The sequence below is a fragment of the Paenibacillus sp. 01T47 genome (genome assembly GCF_056398245.1).
Map to the genome: position 1 here is coordinate 65,627 of NZ_JBFTPA010000021.1, position 22,011 is coordinate 87,637.

General features: G+C 46.4%; 22 protein-coding genes. 5 read left to right on the forward strand and 17 right to left on the reverse strand.

Annotation, left to right across the window (positions count from 1 at the left end):
* Positions 1–27 precede the first annotated feature (27 nt).
* The 5 genes from AC1DOV_RS29045 to yyaC form a co-directional block, all read right to left on the reverse strand.
* Positions 28–1,704 carry a histidine kinase N-terminal 7TM domain-containing diguanylate cyclase gene (locus tag AC1DOV_RS29045; protein WP_256710986.1) on the reverse strand — a complete coding sequence of 559 codons (1,677 nt, stop codon included), beginning with the start codon at positions 1,702–1,704 and terminating at the stop codon, positions 28–30.
* A 124-nt stretch (positions 1,705–1,828) separates the two neighbouring features.
* A complete protein-coding gene (locus AC1DOV_RS29050; protein WP_477551689.1) occupies positions 1,829–3,016 on the reverse strand; it encodes a class I SAM-dependent methyltransferase in 1,188 nt (395 codons plus the stop codon).
* Between the two features lie 53 nt (positions 3,017–3,069).
* Complete coding sequence (locus AC1DOV_RS29055) at positions 3,070–3,732, reverse strand: DUF6483 family protein (protein WP_441877392.1); 663 nt, start codon at positions 3,730–3,732, stop codon at positions 3,070–3,072.
* A 21-nt stretch (positions 3,733–3,753) separates the two neighbouring features.
* Complete coding sequence (locus AC1DOV_RS29060; RefSeq protein WP_477551690.1) at positions 3,754–4,617, reverse strand: alpha/beta fold hydrolase; 864 nt, start codon at positions 4,615–4,617, stop codon at positions 3,754–3,756.
* Positions 4,618–4,631: 14 nt separating this feature from the next.
* On the reverse strand, positions 4,632–5,252 hold the full coding sequence (yyaC, locus tag AC1DOV_RS29065; protein WP_477551691.1) for a spore protease YyaC: 621 nt from the start codon (positions 5,250–5,252) through the stop codon (positions 4,632–4,634).
* 110 nt (positions 5,253–5,362) lie between these two features.
* Between yyaC and AC1DOV_RS29070 the strand changes: the two genes are divergently transcribed.
* Entirely contained in the window at positions 5,363–5,590 is a 228-nt protein-coding gene (locus tag AC1DOV_RS29070) for a DUF1128 domain-containing protein (RefSeq protein ID WP_441877401.1), read from the forward strand.
* 115 nt (positions 5,591–5,705) lie between these two features.
* On the opposite strand, the gene AC1DOV_RS29075 is transcribed toward AC1DOV_RS29070, so the two are convergent.
* The 4 genes from AC1DOV_RS29075 to AC1DOV_RS29090 all read right to left on the reverse strand — a co-directional run bounded on the left by AC1DOV_RS29075 (position 5,706) and on the right by AC1DOV_RS29090 (position 10,205).
* Positions 5,706–6,158: a hypothetical protein gene (locus AC1DOV_RS29075; RefSeq protein ID WP_477551692.1), complete on the reverse strand. Its 453-nt coding sequence runs from the start codon at positions 6,156–6,158 to the stop codon at positions 5,706–5,708.
* Positions 6,159–6,379: 221 nt separating this feature from the next.
* The gene (locus AC1DOV_RS29080; protein ID WP_477551693.1) at positions 6,380–7,969 is read right to left on the reverse strand and encodes a UDP-glucose--hexose-1-phosphate uridylyltransferase; all 1,590 of its coding nucleotides are present in this window, start codon (positions 7,967–7,969) and stop codon (positions 6,380–6,382) included.
* A 33-nt stretch (positions 7,970–8,002) separates the two neighbouring features.
* Positions 8,003–8,989 carry a UDP-glucose 4-epimerase GalE gene (gene galE, locus AC1DOV_RS29085; RefSeq protein WP_441877407.1) on the reverse strand — a complete coding sequence of 329 codons (987 nt, stop codon included), beginning with the start codon at positions 8,987–8,989 and terminating at the stop codon, positions 8,003–8,005.
* 43 nt (positions 8,990–9,032) lie between these two features.
* Positions 9,033–10,205 carry a galactokinase gene (locus AC1DOV_RS29090; protein ID WP_477551694.1) on the reverse strand — a complete coding sequence of 391 codons (1,173 nt, stop codon included), beginning with the start codon at positions 10,203–10,205 and terminating at the stop codon, positions 9,033–9,035.
* Positions 10,206–10,410: 205 nt separating this feature from the next.
* Between AC1DOV_RS29090 and AC1DOV_RS29095 the strand changes: the two genes are divergently transcribed.
* Both AC1DOV_RS29095 and AC1DOV_RS29100 read left to right on the forward strand, forming a co-directional pair.
* The gene (locus AC1DOV_RS29095) at positions 10,411–11,280 is read left to right on the forward strand and encodes an AraC family ligand binding domain-containing protein (protein WP_477551695.1); all 870 of its coding nucleotides are present in this window, start codon (positions 10,411–10,413) and stop codon (positions 11,278–11,280) included.
* A 101-nt stretch (positions 11,281–11,381) separates the two neighbouring features.
* The gene (locus AC1DOV_RS29100; RefSeq protein ID WP_477551696.1) at positions 11,382–12,611 is read left to right on the forward strand and encodes an NAD(P)/FAD-dependent oxidoreductase; all 1,230 of its coding nucleotides are present in this window, start codon (positions 11,382–11,384) and stop codon (positions 12,609–12,611) included.
* A 149-nt stretch (positions 12,612–12,760) separates the two neighbouring features.
* Here AC1DOV_RS29100 and AC1DOV_RS29105 read toward each other — a convergent pair whose 3' ends face one another.
* Entirely contained in the window at positions 12,761–13,315 is a 555-nt protein-coding gene (locus AC1DOV_RS29105) for a hypothetical protein (protein WP_477512769.1), read from the reverse strand.
* A gap of 193 nt (positions 13,316–13,508) precedes the next feature.
* On the opposite strand from AC1DOV_RS29105, the gene AC1DOV_RS29110 reads away from it, so the two are divergent.
* On the forward strand, positions 13,509–14,699 hold the full coding sequence (locus AC1DOV_RS29110) for a magnesium transporter CorA family protein (RefSeq protein WP_441877422.1): 1,191 nt from the start codon (positions 13,509–13,511) through the stop codon (positions 14,697–14,699).
* Between the two features lie 71 nt (positions 14,700–14,770).
* On the opposite strand, the gene AC1DOV_RS29115 is transcribed toward AC1DOV_RS29110, so the two are convergent.
* Positions 14,771–15,739, reverse strand: coding sequence for a Gfo/Idh/MocA family protein (locus tag AC1DOV_RS29115; protein ID WP_477551697.1), 969 nt, complete (start codon positions 15,737–15,739; stop codon positions 14,771–14,773).
* 150 nt (positions 15,740–15,889) lie between these two features.
* Between AC1DOV_RS29115 and AC1DOV_RS29120 the strand changes: the two genes are divergently transcribed.
* A complete protein-coding gene (locus tag AC1DOV_RS29120) occupies positions 15,890–16,705 on the forward strand; it encodes a lipase family protein (RefSeq protein WP_477512767.1) in 816 nt (271 codons plus the stop codon).
* Between the two features lie 100 nt (positions 16,706–16,805).
* Here the strand turns inward: AC1DOV_RS29120 and trhA are convergent, their stop codons facing one another.
* The 6 genes from trhA to AC1DOV_RS29150 all read right to left on the reverse strand — a co-directional run bounded on the left by trhA (position 16,806) and on the right by AC1DOV_RS29150 (position 22,004).
* Positions 16,806–17,453: a PAQR family membrane homeostasis protein TrhA gene (gene trhA, locus AC1DOV_RS29125; RefSeq protein WP_477551698.1), complete on the reverse strand. Its 648-nt coding sequence runs from the start codon at positions 17,451–17,453 to the stop codon at positions 16,806–16,808.
* A gap of 73 nt (positions 17,454–17,526) precedes the next feature.
* The gene (locus AC1DOV_RS29130; protein WP_477551699.1) at positions 17,527–18,222 is read right to left on the reverse strand and encodes a lipase family protein; all 696 of its coding nucleotides are present in this window, start codon (positions 18,220–18,222) and stop codon (positions 17,527–17,529) included.
* A 273-nt stretch (positions 18,223–18,495) separates the two neighbouring features.
* A complete protein-coding gene (locus tag AC1DOV_RS29135) occupies positions 18,496–18,699 on the reverse strand; it encodes a hypothetical protein (RefSeq protein ID WP_179089865.1) in 204 nt (67 codons plus the stop codon).
* 32 nt (positions 18,700–18,731) lie between these two features.
* A complete protein-coding gene (locus AC1DOV_RS29140) occupies positions 18,732–19,649 on the reverse strand; it encodes a TRM11 family SAM-dependent methyltransferase (RefSeq protein WP_477551700.1) in 918 nt (305 codons plus the stop codon).
* 27 nt (positions 19,650–19,676) lie between these two features.
* Positions 19,677–20,006, reverse strand: a complete 330-nt coding sequence (locus tag AC1DOV_RS29145) for a LapA family protein (protein ID WP_339207192.1) — start codon at positions 20,004–20,006, stop codon at positions 19,677–19,679.
* Positions 20,007–20,192: 186 nt separating this feature from the next.
* Entirely contained in the window at positions 20,193–22,004 is a 1,812-nt protein-coding gene (locus AC1DOV_RS29150; RefSeq protein ID WP_477551701.1) for an FTR1 family iron permease, read from the reverse strand.
* Positions 22,005–22,011: the final 7 nt, after the last annotated feature.

Genomic DNA, 22,011 nt, shown 5'->3' on the forward strand with positions numbered 1-22,011 from the left:
AAAAGCCTAAACATATTGTTCAGGCTGCTAGGCTAATTTTCGTTTAACAATCCGATTACGTCCATTATACTTGGCCTCATATAATGCGGCATCTGCCTGTGCAAGCAACTCTCTTAAAAAAGCTTTTGGATCTACTAAATCGGTTGGGTCAACATGTTCAATAGAGATTACGCCCATGCTTATCGTTACCGATACCGGCTCCTCAGAGGTTCCCGTGTTTATTTTATTTTGCTCAACCGATTCCATAAGAATCTCCGCTATCTGATCGGCTTGGTCTCGGTTGGTATGCGGCAAATACACCGTAAATTCTTCTCCGCCATAACGAGCTAATATATCCGTAAATCGCAGAACTCCTCTAACGGCATCAACCGTACCGCAAAGCACCTCATCACCAATTAAGTGGCCATATTTATCATTAATCAATTTAAAATGATCGAGGTCAAATAAAAATATAGAAAAGGGTATGCCATAACGAATATTAGCAATCACTTCTTGCTCCAATTGATGAAGCAAGTAACGCCGATTATAGCAACCGGTCAAACCGTCAGTAATCGCCATATGCTCCAGCTTCTTATTCGCTTGAAACAGCTCGTCCTGCATAATAAGCAGATCGCGATTCCGATCCTGAAGCAGCTCGTTCTGAACATTCGTTTCTTCGACTAGCAGGCGAAGCTCCGTCACATCTTGGAAGGTCAGTACTCTGCCTACCAATGTCTTCTTATTGTTCAATATAGGCGCAGACTGTACGATAATATGCCTATGCTTGTCATGCTGAATTGCAATTTCCATCTCAAGCCTGTCCATCGGACGCTTATTCTGCTCTTCAAAAAAAGCAGCAATATCTCTAGTAACCTCGCCTTTAAATTGCGGTCCTAAATGAGCGGAATTAAACTTATCGCCAATGCGCAGCCTCAGAATCGGCTTTATTACTTTATTTACATCAATGATTATATCGTTCTCATCGAGCACGATAATACCCATCGACATCGTATTCATTACATCTCTTTGTACGGTTTGAATAATATCGAGTACTTTGTTCCGTCTAATGGCATGTACCAAATAAACAGCGGCAACAGCCATTCCTACTGAAATAAGCGGAATATATTGATTCATTTTTTCAATTAATAGAACATTGATAAATAAATCTGTAATAGCAAACGAAACGAGTACAAACATACCGTTTATTGCGGTTTTGATTAATGTGCGCTGCCGTACCGAATTTTCGCCGCGCAGCTTGTAGAACATAATAACAAAAGAAACGGTTACATAAACAATTAATTGCGTAATCATAATCCAGTACAACGGCCCTTGCTCTAGCTGCTTGAGCGGACTTAGCTGATCGTTAATTCGTAGAAACATGCCATTTGGGTTAATGATAACCACAGCTACAGAAATAAGCGCGGGCATCGCTAAAATGAACAACCGGCTCTTTCGTATAACATACGACTGGCCGGTGAGATATACGATGAATACGAACCATCCAATTCCAAGCAGAGAAAGCCCTACATACGATATGGAAACGTAAAATAGTCTAAAGAGCGCAGAAGTTGTCGTCTGGGACGCAAATTGAAAAAGCGTCCAACACATAAAAACGACATGCAAAGTCAAATACATACGATGCAAAATCGTAACGTTGCTGGAGGCAAACACGTAGAAAAACAAGCCGAGCAGCACTAGAAACATACTAAAGTCTAGCCAGATCATCCATTCCAATACGGTTCACCCATTCATTTGATAGCCATCTTCTTCCATTGTAGCAAATGTTAATACTATCGACAATTGCTTACCCTCAAAAAATTCAAAGTGTAACATTCGCCAATAAGCAATATTATTTGGAGATATGATTAGGCCATCGTTCGGAAAGCATATGCTCCAGCGACGGGGAAATGTTCAGAAACTGACGAAATTGCTCATACTCTTCCCATTTTTTCATAGAAAGCCCATGCTGCTCTGAACGGACCGCGCGAATGAGCAGATTTTTTGGCGTATGCTCTGGATCTACAAATTCCAGCATCGAAACCTTATACCCCAAAACCTCCAGCAAAGTTCCTCTTGCGGCATCCGTGGCGAGTGCGGAAAAACGCTCCTTCAGCAGGCCTTGAGAAAGTAACGGAGATAGAACATCACTCTTTACCTGCTTGAACAGCTCATGCTGGCAGCAAGGTACCGACATAATAACGGAGGCTCCCCAATTAACAGCTTTGGCAAGCGCAGCATCCGTAGCCGTGTCGCATGCATGCAGAGTGACAACCATATCAGCAGCTTGCAGCTCTTCATATTCAGCAATGTCTCCTACGAGAAACTTAAGCTTGTCATAACCCAGCTTCTCCGCAAGCTCCGAACAGAAAGCAATGACGTCGGCTTTCAAGTCAAGTCCAATAATGTTAATATTCCGCTTCTGCTCCACTGCAAGCAAATGGTAAAGCGCAAACGTCAAATAAGATTTGCCGCAGCCAAAATCAACGATCGTAATTTCCCTGTCCGTTGGCAAATACGCAAGCACATCCGTTACCATCTCTAGAAAACGATTGATTTGTCTGTATTTATCCTGTTTTTTGGCGTGGACAAGCCCTTCCTGCGTCATAATGCCAAGCTCAACAAGAAAAGGGGCCGCTTGACTCTCGGACAAAATACGCTGTTTCTGCCGATTATGCTGCAAATTCGCTTTGCTCGAATCACCAGTTGGCGGTTTCTTTAAAATAGCCGCTTTCCCTTTTTTGCTAAAGAGCAATTGAACGTCAGCCTCGTTCGTTTTTACAAGCGCCTGACGGTAGTTCTCCTGCAGCAAATCGATGACTCGCTCAGCCGCTTGCGGCTCAGCAATATTGTCATGCGTAACCTTGTTCGCAAAATGATATTCAAATTGATAAAACAAGCCGTTCTTCATCTCAATGGGACGAATGATTGTTTTAGGCGCTGCGGTTCCGTCCTTCCGCTTCGGCTGGCTAAGCGTAGCCTGCAGCAGCTCTTTGCCAGTGATCCATTTCGTAATTTCTTGCTGCCATTGTTCCGTCATGCTGTCCAATCACTCCTAAATCAGTTTTGAAGCTAAGCTCATTATACGTACGCTTATGCTATATCGTCTGTTTGCTGCTTGGCAAGGTCTTCAATTCCCTGCTCTATCTCCTCGCGCGGCAGCCCTCCCGCTTCAAGCCGTTCGTCTGGTTGCAACAATATTCGTTTATAGGCTGCTTCTGCTTCCTCGTTCGTCAGCGCGTTATCTTCAAGCAGCTCATGCATCATATTTTCAACAGCGTCATAACGCCCTTCTGCTTCAAGCCATTCCATTAACAAACGTTTCGTTGCTAGGGGCAATTCATAAGGCTTCAGCCGCTCAAGCAGCTCTTTTATTTGTTCGCGGGGCTCGGTAATCGTTGGCGCCGCATCTACTAGCGATAATCTTAGAAACAAATGCAGCGACTTCACATACGCGATGAAGCTCTCATCCTCACGTCCCAAGTCGGCAGTCAATTCAGCTTCCTGCTTCATCAGAAGAGCGATGGCTTGCAAATGATCCGTTTCCAGGATTCCGTTCGTCGTCATCATTTTTAGTAAGTCTTCATCCGAAAGGGAACGAATAAGCTTACTGCTTAGCCTAAACTTTGTATCAAGAAGCTCATCGATGTAGAGCAAAGCCTCCTCGTGCTTGCGCTCTCGCCTCAAATTCATAATTTGACCGACTGCTTCTGTCATTTGCTCAATCATTCGCATGAAATAATCGCGCTGAAACATCTGGTTCCCCCTCTCGCCAAACTACTGCTGCTTATTCTTTACAAAGCTAAGAATAGCATTGATCAATTGCTTCGGCTCTTCGATCATTCCCATATGACCTGCGCTGCCAAGCTCCACTTTCACGGCCCAGCCGTTTGATGCTGCAAAAACACTTTCCACCGGAATAACCTTATCTGACACCCCTGCAACAAGAAGTACAGGCAGCTCAGATTGCTCGATTACCTGCGTCCGGTTTGGACGTGCCTTCATTCCTTTTGCAGTGCCGATTGCGCCTTGCAGGGATGTGCCATAGCCTATTTTCTTCCCTTGCTCAACCTCAGCGGACAAAGCCTCCACATTATCGGGAGCAAACAGCTTAGGAATAAGACCATCAACAAATGTCTTCACGCCATCTTGCTCGAGAGCCGCTGCTGCTTTATCACGGTTTTCTTTGGCAGCGTCACTATCTGCTAGCGCTGTTGAATGGATCAGGCCAAAGCCAGAAAGCTTCTTCGCATATTTTTCAGCGAATGCAAGAGTAATATAGCCCCCTAAGGAATGCCCAAGCAATACTGCATTATGAATTTGCAGCTTGATAAGCAGCTCAGCAATATCCTCCGCATACAACTCCATCGTATAAACCTCATCACTTGGCGCAGAGCTTCTTCCATGCCCGCGTGCGTCTGGCGCAATAATACGTACAGATTGCTCTAGCCCATCCAAGATATGCTCCCAATAGGAAGAGCTTCCGCAGTAGCCATGCAGCAAAACGACAACCTCGCTAATGCCATCCGCCGCGCCTCCGTCATCCGGATGGGAATCATAATATGCAAGCTCCAATCCGTTATTCAAAAAAAGCTTACGCTGTGCGATTGAGTATACTTCTTTGCTATTTTCATTTGTCATTTGTTCATGCTCCTCTACACGGATGGAATTTGTAATGCTTGATTAACATATGACAAGCTATCCGAATGCTGGCCCCAAGCTGAATCTACCGCGCACGCGATCTCGCTTGCCATACGCATCACTTGGTAAAGTGAAGTCGTTTGCAGCATCCAGTAAGCCTTGGGTCCGTTAGCATTTACTACGCCTGCAATACTATAATGCCCAATTGCTGGAAGTCTGCGGCCGATTGCCTTTCCTGGCTCAAGCGGTCCTTCGTGCAAAATAAAACGTCCGATGGAGGTTGGTTTGCCAAGGCATGCATCAATGGCAATGACAACGTCATCTTTATGCAGCGACTGAGCGGCTTGCTGAACCGCATGCGCATCACATGGATTGTCCAATGTTCCAATGACATTCGGCCAACCTCTCTCCCTAAGCATCGTTCCCACTAATGGACCAAGAGAGTCCCCTGTGGAACGATCACTTCCTATACATACAAATACAATGCCGCTGCGATTCATATACTTATTTGCAATGGCACAAAAAAAGGACTCCAATTCACTGCTCGTTAGCTGTTCCGTCGTATTGCACCTGCCCTGTCTTCGATTGCCAATCGTATCTTGTTCAATTGTATCCAATTTTAAGATACTGTTCAATTTGTGGTCATTCTCGTTTGAAACATGTTACAATTGCAGCATTGCAAAACGTTCGAACAAGCCCATTTCCGAAGCCGAATTCGGCTCGCAAAAACTTTAGGAGGCACTCCATGACGAATTTAGACTTACAAACGCAAGAAAATGTAGCGTTTATGATTGAAGTTATCAAAACAAAGCTGAAAATGGCTTCCGCTGCAGCGATGCAGGCATCTAACTTTGATCTCAATAAATATGAGGATATAAAAGATCTGTACGAAGTAGTCGCTTCAAAAGAGAAATTCAGCATCAGCGAGGTAGAAGCGCTCGTTTCCGAGCTTGGAAAGCTGCGTTTGCAATAAACTATTTACAAACATAATATTCCAGTATCAGACATTTATTTTCATTTTTCTACAAAAGAAGAACCGAGCCAGGCAACTTCGCCGAACTCGGTTCTTTTTATTGTTCATTCAGTATTTACTCCCGCTCTTCCACTTCTATTTCCGCAGCTTCTATAGACAGCTTTATTGATACTTCTTTGTGCTCGCCTTTTAGAAAATGTGCGATTCGCTCCAGCTTGTCTGCAAGTGCAGGTCCGCTTAGCGTCGTATTTAAATGGTAATCGAAGCTATCCGACGGAAGCTTGCGCTCCGCGAAAGCAGACTGCCCGGTCCAGCCGCGCTCTCCGCCAGCATTCGTTCTCGTTATGAGCTGCTCTTGGACGGGATAAAACTTATCTGATTTATTAACAACTCTTTCGTAAATCCGAAGCTTCTTCAGCAGCATATAATATTGCGCGGAATGCTTGAAGTTCCAAGCTTCCCGAATGTCTTTAAGCGTGTAATCCATCTTCCAACGCTTTAATTTTTCCACTTGCTCATCAGTGCTAAGCTGCAAAAAGTCGTCCAACGGCAGCATTTTTTCGGACATCTTGACCCCTCCGATAAATAGTTTATAGAGAAATAAAAATATAATTCAAAAAGGTTTGTTTATTCTATAAAAAATACCATAAATTTTGTCACTTTACAAATTAATATAATTTCACAATGCATGATTATAAAACATTATATAAATTGCTTCATTTTTAAGCTTGATAACAAAAAACCTCCATCCAATCGCTAGTGGCCCGCGTGGATAAAGGTTTTATAATTTTATGCTCTTTGGAGCCCTATAGACGTTAAGAAACGTTCGAAGGCTGCGGAGCCATCAGCTGTGCGCTTGTATACGCCTGCGTCCTTCAACACCTCTAGAAACTTGCTGCCCGTTTCAGCTTCAACGATTTTTTTCGCTTGTTCAGCAGTATTTGAAGATCCAAAACGATCGATTAGAGCTAGCAGCCACTCCGCATGCTTATGGAGCGGATGAAAGTCCGCATGAAGCTCTTCTGGAACAGCAGCTGATGCCCCTGACAAATAAGCTGCAATTTGCTCCAGTTCATCCTTCAAGCGTCCTGGCAGTACTGCAAGTCCCATGACTTCGATCAAACCGATATTTTCTTTCTTCACATGATGCAAATGCTGATGCGGATGGAAAATACCGTCCGGATGCTCTTCGCTCGTGCGGTTGTTGCGAAGCACTAGATCAATCTCATACTCGCCATTGTCCCGTAGACGTGCAATAGGCGTAATGGTGTTATGCGGAGTATTTGTGCCATCGGGCTGCTTCGTAAATGCCTGCACATCTACAGCCTCATCGCTATAATTACGCCATTCGTCGAGAATACGGCAAGCTGCACGATGAACATCCGCTTTGGACGTCCCGTTAACCCGAACGACTGACATTGGCCAGTTCACGATGCCAAAGCGCAAGCCTGGCAGCTTAGGATCAGTAAACAGCGTATCTGTTGATGCAGCTTCCATCGGAAACACATGGTGGCCGCCTTGGAAATGATCATGGCTTAGAATCGATCCGCCGACTATCGGCAAATCAGCGTTCGAGCCAATGAAATAATGCGGAAACAATTCCACGAAGTCGAGCAGTCTCGCGAATGAAGAATGCGAAATAACCATCGGCTCATGTGCGCCTTTGAAAATGATGCTGTGCTCATTGTAATAAACATACGGTGAATATTGCAGATACCACTGCTCTTCTTGCAGCGTGAGCGGCAGGACACGCAGGTTTTGACGAGCCGGATGATCAGGACGGCCAGCATAACCAACGTTTTCTACGCAGAGCAAGCACTTCGGATATTTCGCCTGCGGCATCGTTTTGAGCAGCGCAATCTCCTTCGGATCTTTCTCGGGCTTCGAGAGATTAATCGTAATCTCAAGATTTCCGAATTCTGTCTCGTGCAGCCAATAAAGGTTTTTGCGAATGCGGTCCATCCGAATGTAGTTCGAATCGATGCTCAGGTTGTAGAATGCGTCCGTAGCTGCTTTTAGCCCCTGCTCCTTCGCCAAACGCTGAAATGCAGCGCTGGCTTCAGAAGGACGCGGCAGCAAGAAGCCCATAATGCGAGCATCAAGCAAATCGCGATATGTCGTCGTATTATCTGGAATGAGTCCGATTGCGTAACCATAGTCAAGCAGCGGCTCCAGAAGCGGTACTGCGCTTTCGAGTCGCTCCTCCGGCACTTGGCCTTCAAAAGGCTCAGTAAAGTGAAAGAGATCTAGCAGTTCGTTTCTCGCTGCATGCGTATCAAGCTGATCGTTCAGCAGATTGCGCTGCAATCCAAATTGCAGCAAGCGTTCTATAAGAATCAGCGCATCGTTTGCTGATGTTGCTTGTTGTTTAGTTTCCAAGGTGATGCAGCTCCTTTCCTTTAAGCGTCAACCCTAGTCGTTGTATCCATTTGGATTCGCTTCATGCCAGCTCCAAGCGCTTTTGATAATGTCCTCAAGCTTATCCCGCTTCGGATTCCAGCCCAGCTCCTTGCGAGCACGATCTGATGAAGCAACAAGAATAGCAGGGTCGCCCGCACGGCGAGCTTCGAACACAGCAGGGATTTCTTTGCCAGTCACTGTGCGCGCAATTTCAATAACTTGTTTGACAGAAAAGCCTGTTCCGTTGCCTAAATTGTATACAGAGCTTTCAGCTCCGCTGCGAAGACGATCCACTGCAAGCACATGGGCATCGGCAAGGTCGCTTACATGAATATAATCACGGACACACGTACCGTCTGGCGTCTCATAGTCTTCTCCAAATACCGAAATATGAGGACGTTGACCAAGCGCTGCTTGGAGCACGATAGGAATCAAATGGGTTTCCGGGCTATGGTCCTCGCCGATTTTCCCGCTCTCATGAGCGCCCGCCGCATTGAAGTAACGAAGCGAAACAAATTTGATGTTATGAGCAACATCGAACCATTTCATCATTTTTTCCATCGCAAGCTTCGTTTCGCCATAAGCATTCGTCGGAAGCGTGCGATCGTACTCGTCGATCGGCACGTTCTCCGGTTCGCCGTAAGTAGCAGCTGTCGAAGAGAATACGATTTTACGAACATTGTATTCATTCATTTTCTCAAGCAGACAAAGCGTACCAAATACGTTATTGTGATAATATTTGCCTGGGTCCTTCATGCTTTCGCCAACAAGCGAATTCGCTGCAAAGTGGATCACTGCATCGATTTCATTTTCCTTAAAGACGGTATCCATGAAAGCTGCATCGCGAAGATCACCTTCATACAGCTTGCCTCCAAGCAATGCCTTGCGGTGACCCTGCTGCAAGTTATCGACGATAACGATTTCCTCGCCGCGTTCCTGCAATGCCGCTACTGCATGCGAGCCGATGTAGCCAGCCCCTCCAGTTACTAATACTGCCATGATTCATTTCCCCTCTCCATTTGGTGTCGCATGATCATGCTATTTATACTAGGCGCTCTACGCCATTTCCGATTGTGCATACATAGAAGTCAGCAGTTAAGCCTGTTGCTTCATTATACTTGCGGCCTACCTCTGCTTGGAACGCTTCAACGCTGTCTTCGTGAACGAGCGAAACCGTACATCCGCCGAAGCCTGCGCCCGTCATACGCGAACCTAGTACGCCTGGTACGAGGCGAGCAGCCGCAACCATGGCATCCAGCTCAGCACCCGTTACTTCGTAAAGATCGCGCAGCGAATCGTGTGAGCCGTTCATTAATTGTCCAAACTGCGCAAGATCGTTTGCTTTCAATGCCTTGATTGATTGCAGTACACGGTCAATTTCCTCTACAACATGCTGTGCGCGTTTGCGAACTGTTTCATCCTTGATCAGATGTTTTGCAGAGTTAAATTGCTCCAGATTAATCTGTCCAAGAAGCGTAAGCTCAGGGAATGCTGCTTTAAGATCCTCTACCGCCTGCTCGCATTGTGCGCGGCGCTCATTATAAGCGGAGTCAACCAAGCCGCGGCGTTTGTTCGTATTGCCTATTACCAGCTTATAGCTGCCGGAATCAAATGGAATGAGATCATATTCCAGCGTATCGCACATGAGCAGGATGGCATGGTCCTTTTTGCCGTTTGCTACCGCGAATTGGTCCATGATGCCGCATTGCACGCCATTAAACTCGTTTTCGGATTTTTGTGACAGCAATGCGATTTTCACTTTATCAGTTGGAAGTCCCTCAACTGTTTGCAGTGCAAAAGCTGTTACGACCTCAATGGATGCAGAGGAGGAAAGTCCTGCACCATTTGGAATTTCGCCATGATACAGCAAGTCGTAGCCGCTGGAGAATTTCACGCCTGCTTGCAAAAGCTCATGAACAATTCCTTTAGGATAGTTCATCCAGTCGTCAGCCTCGTCATACACAATCGTGTCGAGCGAGAAGCTTTTTGACGCTGGGAAGTTTGTTGTCGCCAGACCAAGCTGATGATCTGGGCGTTTGCGGATAAGAAGCGTCGTTCCGAAAGTAAGTGCAGCTGGGAATACGTAGCCGCCGTTGTAATCTGTATGCTCACCGATCAAGTTTACGCGGCCTGGAGCATGAAATACAGCGATGTCGCTTGCGTCTCCGCCGTATTGTTGTATGAACTGCTGTGTTAGCGCTTCAATGTTTGCCATTTGCTATCACGTTCCTTTTTATATCGATTTTGTATGTTTGGATAACAACTTTAGTATACGGGAAGCAGCAGTAAAACTAAATGGCGGCAAGTGCTTTTTATATGGATTAATGTGACTTCTCGCATAAACATCGGACATGCTATGATAGTATAAACTCTACAATTGTTCATCTTCGCATTCCACTGTAAAGCAGGTGTAAAGTAAAATGCAGCAGGATATGTATACCGTAGCCTCCAATCCCGTTATCAGTGATGGCAAAAACTCCCCACTCAATGTATTATTTGCTGGCGAGAGCCAAACGAAGCCGTACCACCGGCTTGGTCCCAAGGTTTATGACTTCTATTTGATGCACATCGTACTGGAAGGAACGGGCATCTTTATTTGTGATGAGGTTAAGCATGAACTTCGTGCAGGGCATACGTTCTTAATTGAGCCGGAACAATTAATCAGTTATGAATCTGACGGTGACACGCCATGGAAATATCGCTGGGTCGCATTTCATGGAACATTGTCCGCCGATCTCGTTGCAACCGCTGGCTTAACAGCCGAGCAGCAGGTAGTGTTTACGCCAGATAAGCGGCGAGCCGCTGCATTGTTTCGTCAAATCTATGATACCTTTCGGCGGGGAGGCGCTGCGTCTGATATGAGAGCCGTAGGTTATTTGCATTTGCTCCTTGCAGAATACAAAAGCGTGCTTAATACCCAAAACGGCAATGAAATCCGTACCCCTCAAGCAGAAGGCGATCACTTGCTTCAACAAGTCATCCATTACTTATCAACGCAGTATGCCCATCCAGTCTCCATTGAACAAATGGCGGAATCGCTTGGCTACAATAGAGCGTACTTGTCCCGTTTGTTCAAGCAGCGCATTGGCGTATCTCCCGTTACTTTCCTGCTCAAGCTCCGAATCGATAAGGCACGCCGCATGCTGAGGGAACGGCCAGAGCTGACCATCGAACAAATTTCCGCATCAGTCGGTCTACAGGATGCTCTGTACTTCTCCAAACAATTCCGCCGGCTTCATGGCCAATCTCCTACAGCATACCGCATGGCGATGCGGAATTTAGGAGACTAAGCAGCGCCGTTTAGCTGAATATCCATCCTCTTGCTAGTATCAGCTCCCGATCGCTTCATATTCGTAAATTCGGGTAATACTATCGTAGGGAGTGATGATCTATGAAAGAGCTGCATACCGGTAACTTATATTGGCCGGCTACATTAAACAATCCCAAGGTGTATGCGCCCTTGCGGCAGAACAAAAAAACACAAGTAGCTGTTATAGGCGGCGGGATGTCAGGTACGATTTGTTCTTCTGTATTCAATAAAAGCGGCCTTTCCACCATTATGCTTGAACGGGGACAGGTAGCCGGCGGAAGCACCTCAGCAAATACAGGCCTCCTGCAATTTTGCAACGATATTATGCTTTGCGATCTCATCGACCAAATCGGGGAGCGGGATGCCCAAATCTTCTATAAAGCGTGCAGAGATGCAGTCCAAATGCTCGAAAAAACTGCTAAATCCCTTTCTGTCGATGTAGGTTTCATTAGAAGAAAAAGCCTATATTATGCCTCATCAGAGCAGGAGCTTCCTAAACTCAAAAGGGAATATGAGGCTTTAAAGGCTTGTGGACTTGAAGTCGAATTCTGGTCCCCGAGCGACATCGCCAAACATTTTCCGTTCCAGAAGCCAGGTGCGATCGTTGCACACGGCGACGCAGAGGTAAATCCTTATCAGTTCGTAAACGGTGTAGCAAACGATGCCGCTGAAGCTGGGCTTGAGATTTATGAGCAAACCGATGTCGTAGCACATGAAACGCTGCCAAGCGGTCTCCATCTTTTAAAAACCGCTGACGGTTATGAAATTGAAGCAGAGCATGTTGTTTATGCTGTAGGGTATGAGCCTGAAGAGCTTCGCGGCAAGCTGATCAAGGCGGAGCTGAATCGCTCCTTCGCGCTTGTCACTGAAGTTCAACCAAGTCTTCAAAGCTGGCATGAACGCTTCCTCGTATGGGAAACCGCCCGTCCCTATTTGTATATGCGAACGACTATTGATGGCCGCGTTGTTGTCGGCGGCTTGGATGAGCATACTGAAAATCCCATTCACAGCGATAAAGAACTTAGGAAACGCAGCAATAAGCTGCACAGCCAGCTAAAGGCTTTATTTCCCGAGCTGCAGGCTCCCATTGCCTATGAATGGTGCGGCACCTTCGGCGAATCGCGTGACGGCTTGCCCTTTATAGGTGCTGATCCTGCATGGAAAAATGTTTATTATTGCTTAGGTTATGGAGGCAACGGTACCGTATACAACATGCTTGCATCCCATTTGCTGCGTAATCTAATTGTCGGTGAAGAGCATCCATTAACTGAAATCGTAAAGCTGGATCGCAAATCCTTAGCAAATGTATGATCCACAACATAAATGATACAACTTTTCATTGCGGCTGCCGTCCGTCGGACGGCTTATATACATAATTAAAAAGCCTCACCTATCGGCAAAAATAGCTTCTGCGCGATTAGTGAGACTTCTCTATATTATCTTTCTGATGTTACCAGCAGCTATTCGCCAGCAATAACGCTGGAGGCATTGCAGGCGCGAAAAACAGCTTCTGCCGCCCCCAGCCGTGATAAATCTGGACCGCCATCCTTGTCAAACAACGATTTGCTTTCCAGAGTTTCAACAATAACGATTAATGAACCGCTTTGCAGAGCATCACTGCACAATCGAACTTCTTCATTTTCAAGACCAAGCGACTGCAGCGTTCCACTGTGATCGTCATCGCCAAGCAGAATTGCCGCTGCAAAAGGAAAACCTCCGGCAGCATAAGGCGCTGTCCCGTAACCTGTCATGCCATAAACAGCATTCATGCCAGCTCCTGCAAACCCAGCAGCAGCAGCCATGCCAAGACTACCTAAACCTTGACGGTCAGGTATATCTTCGAGCTCTCTAAGCTCGTCCACATGGACATCGCTCTCTGCTTCTACGCGCCTAGAATGCTCAGAATCTTTCGCTATGACTTTTAGCTCGCCTTGAACGAAGCCCGCTTGCTCCAGCTGTTCAATAGCCGTTATGACTTGCTGCTCCGTTTCAAATATGCCTATTTTTTTTGCCATTGCCTTATCCTCCTTATGTTGCATACTAATCTTGGTATGCCCTTCTTATGGCGGATTAAGTCGTATTATGTTGAAATTTGACATGAAATAACGAAGGTTTTGTGTTATCAAATGATCAGGTTGTGCATCATTGAAGTTCGCGGTATGATGGAGGAATAGATATTGGAAAATCGGACAAGCAGGAGGCAGAGCGATGATTCATCGGATGCTTCGCTATCCCGCAGGATGGGAATGGCATGTACTGCAGCAAGCGAGGCAGCAAACCGTAAGGAATGAGCCCTTGCCCAGCAGGAAAGGTGCACAAAGGCAAACCGTTTCTTCAAGCGAAGGACAAAAGACCATTAAAGCCATTACCAAACAGGAACAGGAAGCGGCTCAGCAGCAGAGAGATGAGCTCAAGCAGCTATTTCCGGAATGTGCGTCATGGATTGATGAATGCGCAGGCAGAAGAACAAACAATATATCCGTTGGCGGTGCGACGCATTCGCAGAAGCTGCTATATGGCACTGTTATGTTCCAAGTGTCGGACGACCAATCGGATATTCAACCTTTTCACTTCTGGCTGACAGAAGACCGGCTGCTGACGATGCATGATGACATGCGCATTCCGCTCCGACTTCAGTCCATTGACCATAACCTAAAGTTCGAGAGCTGCGAATCAGCTCCTGAAGCGTTATTTATTATGCTTAGCATTATTTTGGAAACGTTCCATGCTGGTCTTGATGGTTTTGAAAAAAGACTCGGAGAGCTTGAAACGACGATGCGCAATGAGAATCGTACCGGCCTTATCGATACTATTTTTGAGAGGCGTTACGATTTGCTTCATTGGAGTCATCTTTTCATTCCGATTAGAGAAGTACATAGTGCTGCACAGGAAGCTTTCATGGATGAACTCACCGAGACGGACAGCTTTAAGCGCATTACGCATAAGCTGGAGAGAATCGAAGCGCTTCTGAAGCATTACGCACTGGAAATAGATACCTTGATCTCAATGGACGATGCCATCTCAAACTTTCGCGGCAACGATATTATGAAGACGCTCACGATATTTACTGTCTTGTTCCTGCCTGCTACGATTATAGGCGGTATATGGGGCGTTAACTTCGAGATCCTGCCATTTAAAGATAATAAGTGGAGCTTTACAGCGATGAACGTATTTATTTTATTCGTAACGATTTTCATGTATTTATGGCTTTGGAAGAAAGGCTGGACTGGCGACTTGTTAAATGGACGCAATCCGAAGGAGATTGTTACTACTGATTCTTCCTCTCAGGCAAAACGTTCCAAGCGTTCGAAGAGCAGCCGTTCGCAGAAAGCCTCTGCGAATGCTTCAAGTGAACCCCCTCAAGCTCAAACGCGTTCCCAAAGAAAACGAAGCCAATAATGATAGTCAGCCCATATTAAAACCGTCCACTAGGGTCAATGACCTTCATGGACGGTTTTTTACATCATATTCTAAAGCTTAACTGGCAATCCAGTACGAGCAGATTCATTAGCAGCAATGGTCACTTGATGTGTTCTTACTGCATCCGCATAACTGGAGCGAATGCGGGAAACATCCCCGGTTCGGATCGCATAAAGAAAAGCCTCATTTTCCAACTCATAGGGATCCGTTTGGTTAGCATACTCTGTTTTGCGGCCAGCCTCCGTGTCGATCAATCCGCTATGGCCAAGCTCCAGCACGCCTTTGTTCGTATAAATATGCAGTCCGGAACGATCTCCAGCTGGGATAGCGCAAGTATTGCTAATTGTAGCAACTGCACCACCCACTAGCTTCAGTGTAACTGTGCCTACATCAGGAACCGTCACACCTTCTTCAACACCGCTCATATATCGATTGCCGTAAGCTGCGTAAACCTCACTTACTTCACCAACCGTATACCTTAGCAGATCCACAATATGTGTTGTCTGCTCTACGAATTGACCGCCTGATCCTTCCATCTTGCGCCACCAGCTTACCCCCGGCATGGAGCCCATCCAATAGCCAAGCGCCATTAATGTTGTGCGCTCGCGCAGCAGCTCTCTTGCACGGTCGGTTCCATCCATATAACGGAAATGATAGCCAGCCGATGTAATCAGCTTTTTCTCTTCGATTCCTTTCAAAATCTCAGACGGCAGCTGCTCGTCCACTCCAAGCGGCTTCTCTACAAGAAAGGGAATGCTTCTTTCAAGCAATGCAGATTCAATCTCGCCATGCGCAAATGGCGGTACACAAATATATACCGCATCAAGCTTACGATCATCCAGCATGCGATGTATAGAATCATAACCGCGTGCACCCTCAAAGCGCTGTGCTGCTGCATCTGCTTTTTGCTGGCTAGTTGCTAAGAAAGCAGTTACCTTGATGCCGGCAAGCTTAGCGAGCTTCTCCGCGTGCATCATGCCAAACCATCCTGTACCTGCAATACCTATTTGAAGAGTCATTTATGAATCCCCTTTCATAATCGCGTTATTCCCCGATTATACTTGTAGCTGCCTTATGAAGTCCATTTTTTTCCGCTGGTACCCATCTGCAGGGCTGATCATATATTACAAACATCGGGAGAACCGGAGTTGTATGAGCGGAGGGATGGTATGACAGCAAATACGAGAGGTACGTTAACCACGCAGGATCTCGATTATCGAACGGCTTTGTTTTTGGCTGCGGTTTGCGGACAAACGTACATGCAATACAACAACAAAGACGGATTATTTCTTGTACCTAGAACCTACAGCTTAGTAAGTGAATTTACGGCTAGAGCATATGACGACAGCGATGAACGATTCGGTTTTGTTTTAACATCTGAAGGTGCATCCGTGCTCGCTTTTCGCGGCAGCAACTCTGCAGTGGATTGGGTATCTGATTTCATTGCCCAGCAAACGACTTACCGCCCAGTCAAAAATGCCGGTCTAACGCACAAGGGGTTTACTGACATCTATATGTCAGCACGTACTCAAATCATTGAAATCATAAATCAGCTTCCACAGGGCAGACCGCTGTTTATAACAGGACACAGCCTTGGGGGAGCACTTGCAACCCTTGCTGCCCTCGACCTTGCGAACAACACCTCATTTATAGATCCCATTGTATATACGTATGGAGCACCTCGAGTCGGAGATCCGAAGTTTGCAAGCAGCTATAACGCATCCATTGGTACCCATTGGCGTTTTCAAAACGAATTTGATATCGTCCCCCATCTGCCTACGCTTGTTTACCAATCGCCAAAGACTAAACAAACTTACTACTATATGCACGCAAAGGGTGAGGTGAAACGTTCGTTCCGTATGGGCTCTGTCTCAGGAAACCATATATTATCAAACTACTTCGCTGATCTTGCCCAAGAAGATCCTGCCTTTGCCCTGGCCATTTGCGCGGAGCCGCCAGGCTGGTGCCCAGCAATTGAAGTTTAATTCCGAGCTGCTGCAAAAAAACAAAAAAAGCAAATCTCATCTCCCGCACAGCTTGCTTCATGCGAGTAAGATTTGCTTCTCTATGCCCAAATAATCTTTGTCATTTCGCTGGGAGAACATATAGCAGTATAGCGAAGAAATGGACAATTGAACCGCCAAGTACAAACAAATGCCATACGGCGTGATGGTAAGGAAAGGCACGCCACATATAAAATATCGTTCCGAATGTGTACAGCAATCCCCCTGTTACGAGCAGCTGCACCCCTCCTGGAGCTAGATGCGTTGTGAGCGGCTTCCAAGCAAATACGATAATCCATCCCATTGCGATATAAATGATCGTTGATGTGAATAAAAATCGTGATGCAAAAAAAGCCTTAAACGCTACACCGATTAATGCCGCTCCCCAAACAATCCCAAACAGTACCCAGCCAAGCGTACCTTGCACGATATGGAACAATATCGGCGTATAAGTTCCTGCTATAAAGACGTAAATAAACGAATGATCAAGTGATTCAAATACCCGCTTCGCTTTTCCCTCGGGGAAGCTGTGCACGAGCGTAGAGGCCGCATACAGCAGTAGCATGGCTGATCCATATATAGTAAAGCTGACAACATGAAAGGCCGTTCCCCTCGTTGCCGCGAATACGATCAACACGACGAGTGCCCCAATGCTGAGTGCAGCCCCAATCCCATGTGTGACGGCATTCGCAATTTCTTCTTTCTTTGTGTACGTATGTGTATTGGCCATGGGTCCTTCACCTCCTAAGTCGTAAGCATCTCACTTTAGAAGCTGCTGCTTACTCTCACCTTAGTGTATAGGATCAGACCCACCCTTTCAACCAACCCCGCACGCGGTCCACTGTTTTATCTAGATTGCAAACGGCCTCTTGGTCGCTATAATCCTCCGTATGGCGAAAATAATCCGCATGTCCGCCCACAGTAGGAATTCCTTCAACATAGCCTGGCGCATACTTCATGCGATTCCACCTTGGCATCGCATATTTGCTTATGCTCCATCCGCCCCAAGTACCAATTCGGCTAATCGGGTCATTAAGCTTGCCTAAGCTGTCAATGGAATGAAAATAACTAACGCGCTCTTGAAGCTTTGGCTCGATCGGCGTTCTTGGTGATCCAACTTGCACAATTCGAAAATCCTCGATTTGATCCTGCTCATAAAGCATTTTTGCCGCTTGATAAGCAGCGGCACCGCCGCCGCTGTGTCCAATCAACAATAAACGCTCGCTGCTCATCGTTTGTTTGATTTTCTCCAGCGCATGTTGTCCGCCGATCCGACCAGCCGTTAAACGGTTGGACAAGTCGCTCTTCACCTCTAGCACTTGTCTAACCAAGCTGCGACTGGCATCGCCATAAGGAAATATGACGTGGATAGCTGGTTCGACACCATCGGATTGAAACATTTGTTCCAGCTTAACCTTGCATTCCGTAAATATGCTATTGGATGTTGCGACACCGGCAAGCAAATAAATACTCATTCGTGATGGTTTGGTCGCCGTCATAACGAATCCCTCCGTAATTAACTTAAACGATATTCATTTTCATGTTTTATTATTTTTTCTAATTCATCCGTGTATATTCATTATGCGGGATAGTTGATTGATTCATTCTTGCCTTTTGTTGTAATTTCCGTAAATTTAGGCAAGAACCCCGTGAACCTCCAAGCTGACTAACCTGCTTCTTATATTATTATATAAGAAAAACGCCTAGCTGTTACCAGCTGGCGTCCTTCATTGTTGCTATTGCTGCATTTCAAAATAAGTTGGAACCGACAGCTATACACCCATTTTTTTACGCTGATTGTTAACTTTCTTCGTGTTCTGGCTCTTCAGTGCCTGCGTCCCCGTAGAAAGATGCGATTGGCCTGGAGCTCCTCCAGCTTTCGCTTGTTTCTTCTGAGCGAGCAATTGCTTCGCTTTCTCCGCTTGAGTCAGCTTCTTAGGCTCCTCTTGGGATTCGTTTTGTTCGATTGTAGACATAGGTTCACCTCGTTTCATGCGCTACATAATTCTTATTCTACTACACTTATATATCTGGTAAAAGAGGCTTTACTCAGGGTTGTGGTTTTTATGATCCTCCAAGATGCCAGCTCTAACTGCCTCATCATTGGATCAGTTGTGACAATAACCGCTCGCTTCGCCCACCTTCTTACACTCTCAAGCATAACAAGCTGCTCGCTTTCTGGCAAGACAGAGCACAAATTGTATGGCATATCTACAATGGCAGCATCGTAATGACCTTCGAGAAGCCGCATATCGCCAAGTCTTACTCGGTCTGGATAACCAAAATGAGCAAGATTTACGCGCGCGCCTCGCACGGCAAGCGGATTGATATCCAACCCCTCAATGTCGATTCCCATTGACATGCCTTCAATCAGAACGGTTCCCATTCCACAGCACGGATCAATAAGCTTAAGCTGTTCAGCTGCTTGCCCAGCCGCAAGATTCACGATCGCACGAGCTGCTCTTGTTGGCAGTGCGGTTGAATAATTTTGCGGCTTATTCTGATGCCTCAGCCATACAGCTCCGTTCTCTTCCAGCGGTCCAAAGTACCAGCGTCCATAAAGCTTCATTAAACCAAACAGCTGCTCCGCTTTGCGCATATCGGCTTTGCCATGAATAACCGCGCCGGCAGCTCTCTCGAGCTGTCTTTGCTCATTGAAGGTAAAGGCTTCATCGCCTTGCGTATAAACAACCTTGAATGTTTTCCCACCCAGCTCAATTGACGGAAGCATAACGATCAGTTCTTCCATACTGTTAGCTTCCAGCATGACGGCTATACGCCGTTTTACGAAAGGGCTGCGATCAACCGATAGCTTATGCTGACTTCTGACAACGCCTTGTTTGGGCTTCTCGCCAAATAAGACTTGCAGCTCCAGCTCACACAAAGCCGCTTCATCCTCATGGCATGCATACGTATAAATAAACATTAATGGCCTCACGATCTGATAACTATATTATTCCTTTTGTGATACAGCCGCCTCTTCGCTCGGCTCCGTTCGGATCGTTGCCTTGGATAAACCAAGCAGCTCCGCTTCGGTTGTAAATTCAGCAAGCTGCTTTTCTAATGATTTGACGGTTCGCTGCAAGCGAATCTGACGAATCATCCCCAGCAGGCCTACGGTTAAGCCGCCAAGCAGCGTCGATCCCAATATGACGAGAATGAGCGGAAGGGTTGCCTTCGTAAACAAAAAGTTTACATGTACCGAATCGATATTGATAACCGCAAATATCGCGATAAGAAGCGCGAATACTAATGCGGAAATAAGAATTCCCGGACCTTTCATACCGATTCCTCCCTTTTCAAAAATCATACCACAAACCTAATCCATTCGCCTATTGGCAAGCTATGAGTAATTACTTTTCCTTACATACTAAACTTAACCACAATTTTATAATAATGAAGCATCAATAAAAAATGAGCTGCCCCAAAAACAGATTGTATCTGCTCTTGAAACAGCTCCATTACATCGTTATTTAGCTTCTGCTGCTTTACCGGGTGATGCCGCTTTGCGCAGCTGCGTTATACTTATCTTTACGATAATATACACTAGCACCGCAAGCTGAGGCAGTGTAGTTTCCCAAGTCGGATATACGCCTAACGCCCCTATAGTCGGTACGCCTGAAGCAGTATGTGACGGAACCCACCCTGATACCTGCAAGGAATGTGTGCTCTCGCCAAGAAAGCGAACAACGAGATAATAGATTAATGCGGATGCAACAAGGAAAAATGGCCGTATGGGAAGCTTCGCGCTAAATTTAATAATCGCAAAGCCAAGTGCAATCAGCAAGATGAAAGTAACGCCAAATCCGAGAGCCAACTGCAGCGGATCGATAGACGGCGCCATCCCGACATAAAAAATCGTCGTCTCCGCACCTTCGCGGAAGATCGCTAGACCCGAAACTGCAAATAGTGACCATAGGCTTCCTCTTGCGAGCGCACTGCCCATTTGCTTGTCGATGTATTGATTCCAATTGTTCATATTAGACTTATTGTGCAGCCAATTGCCAACTGTAATCATTAGAATAACGGATAGTAAGCCAGCAATACCTTCAATCGACTCACGCGCACTTCCAGCTGCGACCTGAGCAATGGCATACGTTAGCACAACAGCCATAATACCGCTAAGCAGAAGTCCAACCCATACGCCAGACCATACCCATTTGCGCTTATCTTGATTGCCGGTACGCTGCAAGTACGCAAGTAAAGCAGATAATACAAGAATAGCTTCAAGACCCTCGCGCAGCAAAATCATCCCCGCATCCCAGGCGGTGTAACGGGTATCCTGCATCATTGGCTCTAGCTGCCCCAGCATCTCAGCTATAAGCTGCTCCGCCTTATCTGCCGCTGGAGGATCGGAGAGCAAATAACCGCCCGCTTCAGCCATTCCAATCTCCATACTGCTATAGATAGCAGCCGATCGCAGGGCAACCACACCCTCAATCGCAGGCCACTGCACGATAAATGCTTCCATCTGTCCAGCCGCTTCTGGATAATGCCCTTGCTGGACATCATTTAACGCCTGATTTAGGATGTCCACAGCATCGGCTACCGTTATGCCCGACTCCTTAGCCACAGTCGCTATTTTCCCATCGCGATAATCCTTAATAAGCTGAATGAGTGCCAACGCTTCTGTTTTCGCTTGTTCGGTTCTCGGAGGATCAGCTTGAACAGCAATGCGAAGCATGCTCATCTTCGTTTCCAAGCCGCTGTAAACGTTGAAATGATCCGCTCGAATAGCAGGCTCAACTTTAAGCCAGCTATTATTCATTTCACGATATTCAGCATATGCCTTCTCCATGTCGCCTGCTTGAATGCTTGCAAGCAGCTTCTCTGCCAAAGGAAGTATGCTGACAGCCGCATCTTGACCAGTTAGCTGAGTCGCTGGTGCGTCTTGAACGCTCTTCACGTATTTATTAAGTGCCTTCGCGAGTAGGGATAACGTAGCTTTGGCAGCATCAGCATCGCTTTCCGGCGCTGCTAAAGCTTTTACAGCTCCCGCAAGCGCAGAATCCACCGCTGCCGATTCCTTCGTTGCCGCAGGCTCAAGCTGCTTCCACTTAGCCGAAGCATCATCAATATGAGCTGCCGCTTCCTTCCACTTTCCTTGACCTACTTCAACAAGAGCACCGCCAACGAGCGGAAGCAAACGATCAAGCTCGGTGGATTGCGCACCTTCAGCAAACGTATATAATCCGCTGCTCCCTAACATCAATATCATCAGTACAAAAAAAGAAATGAAACGAATACCCCACTGTTTCATTCCGCCATTTTGTGCGAACATAGACGTC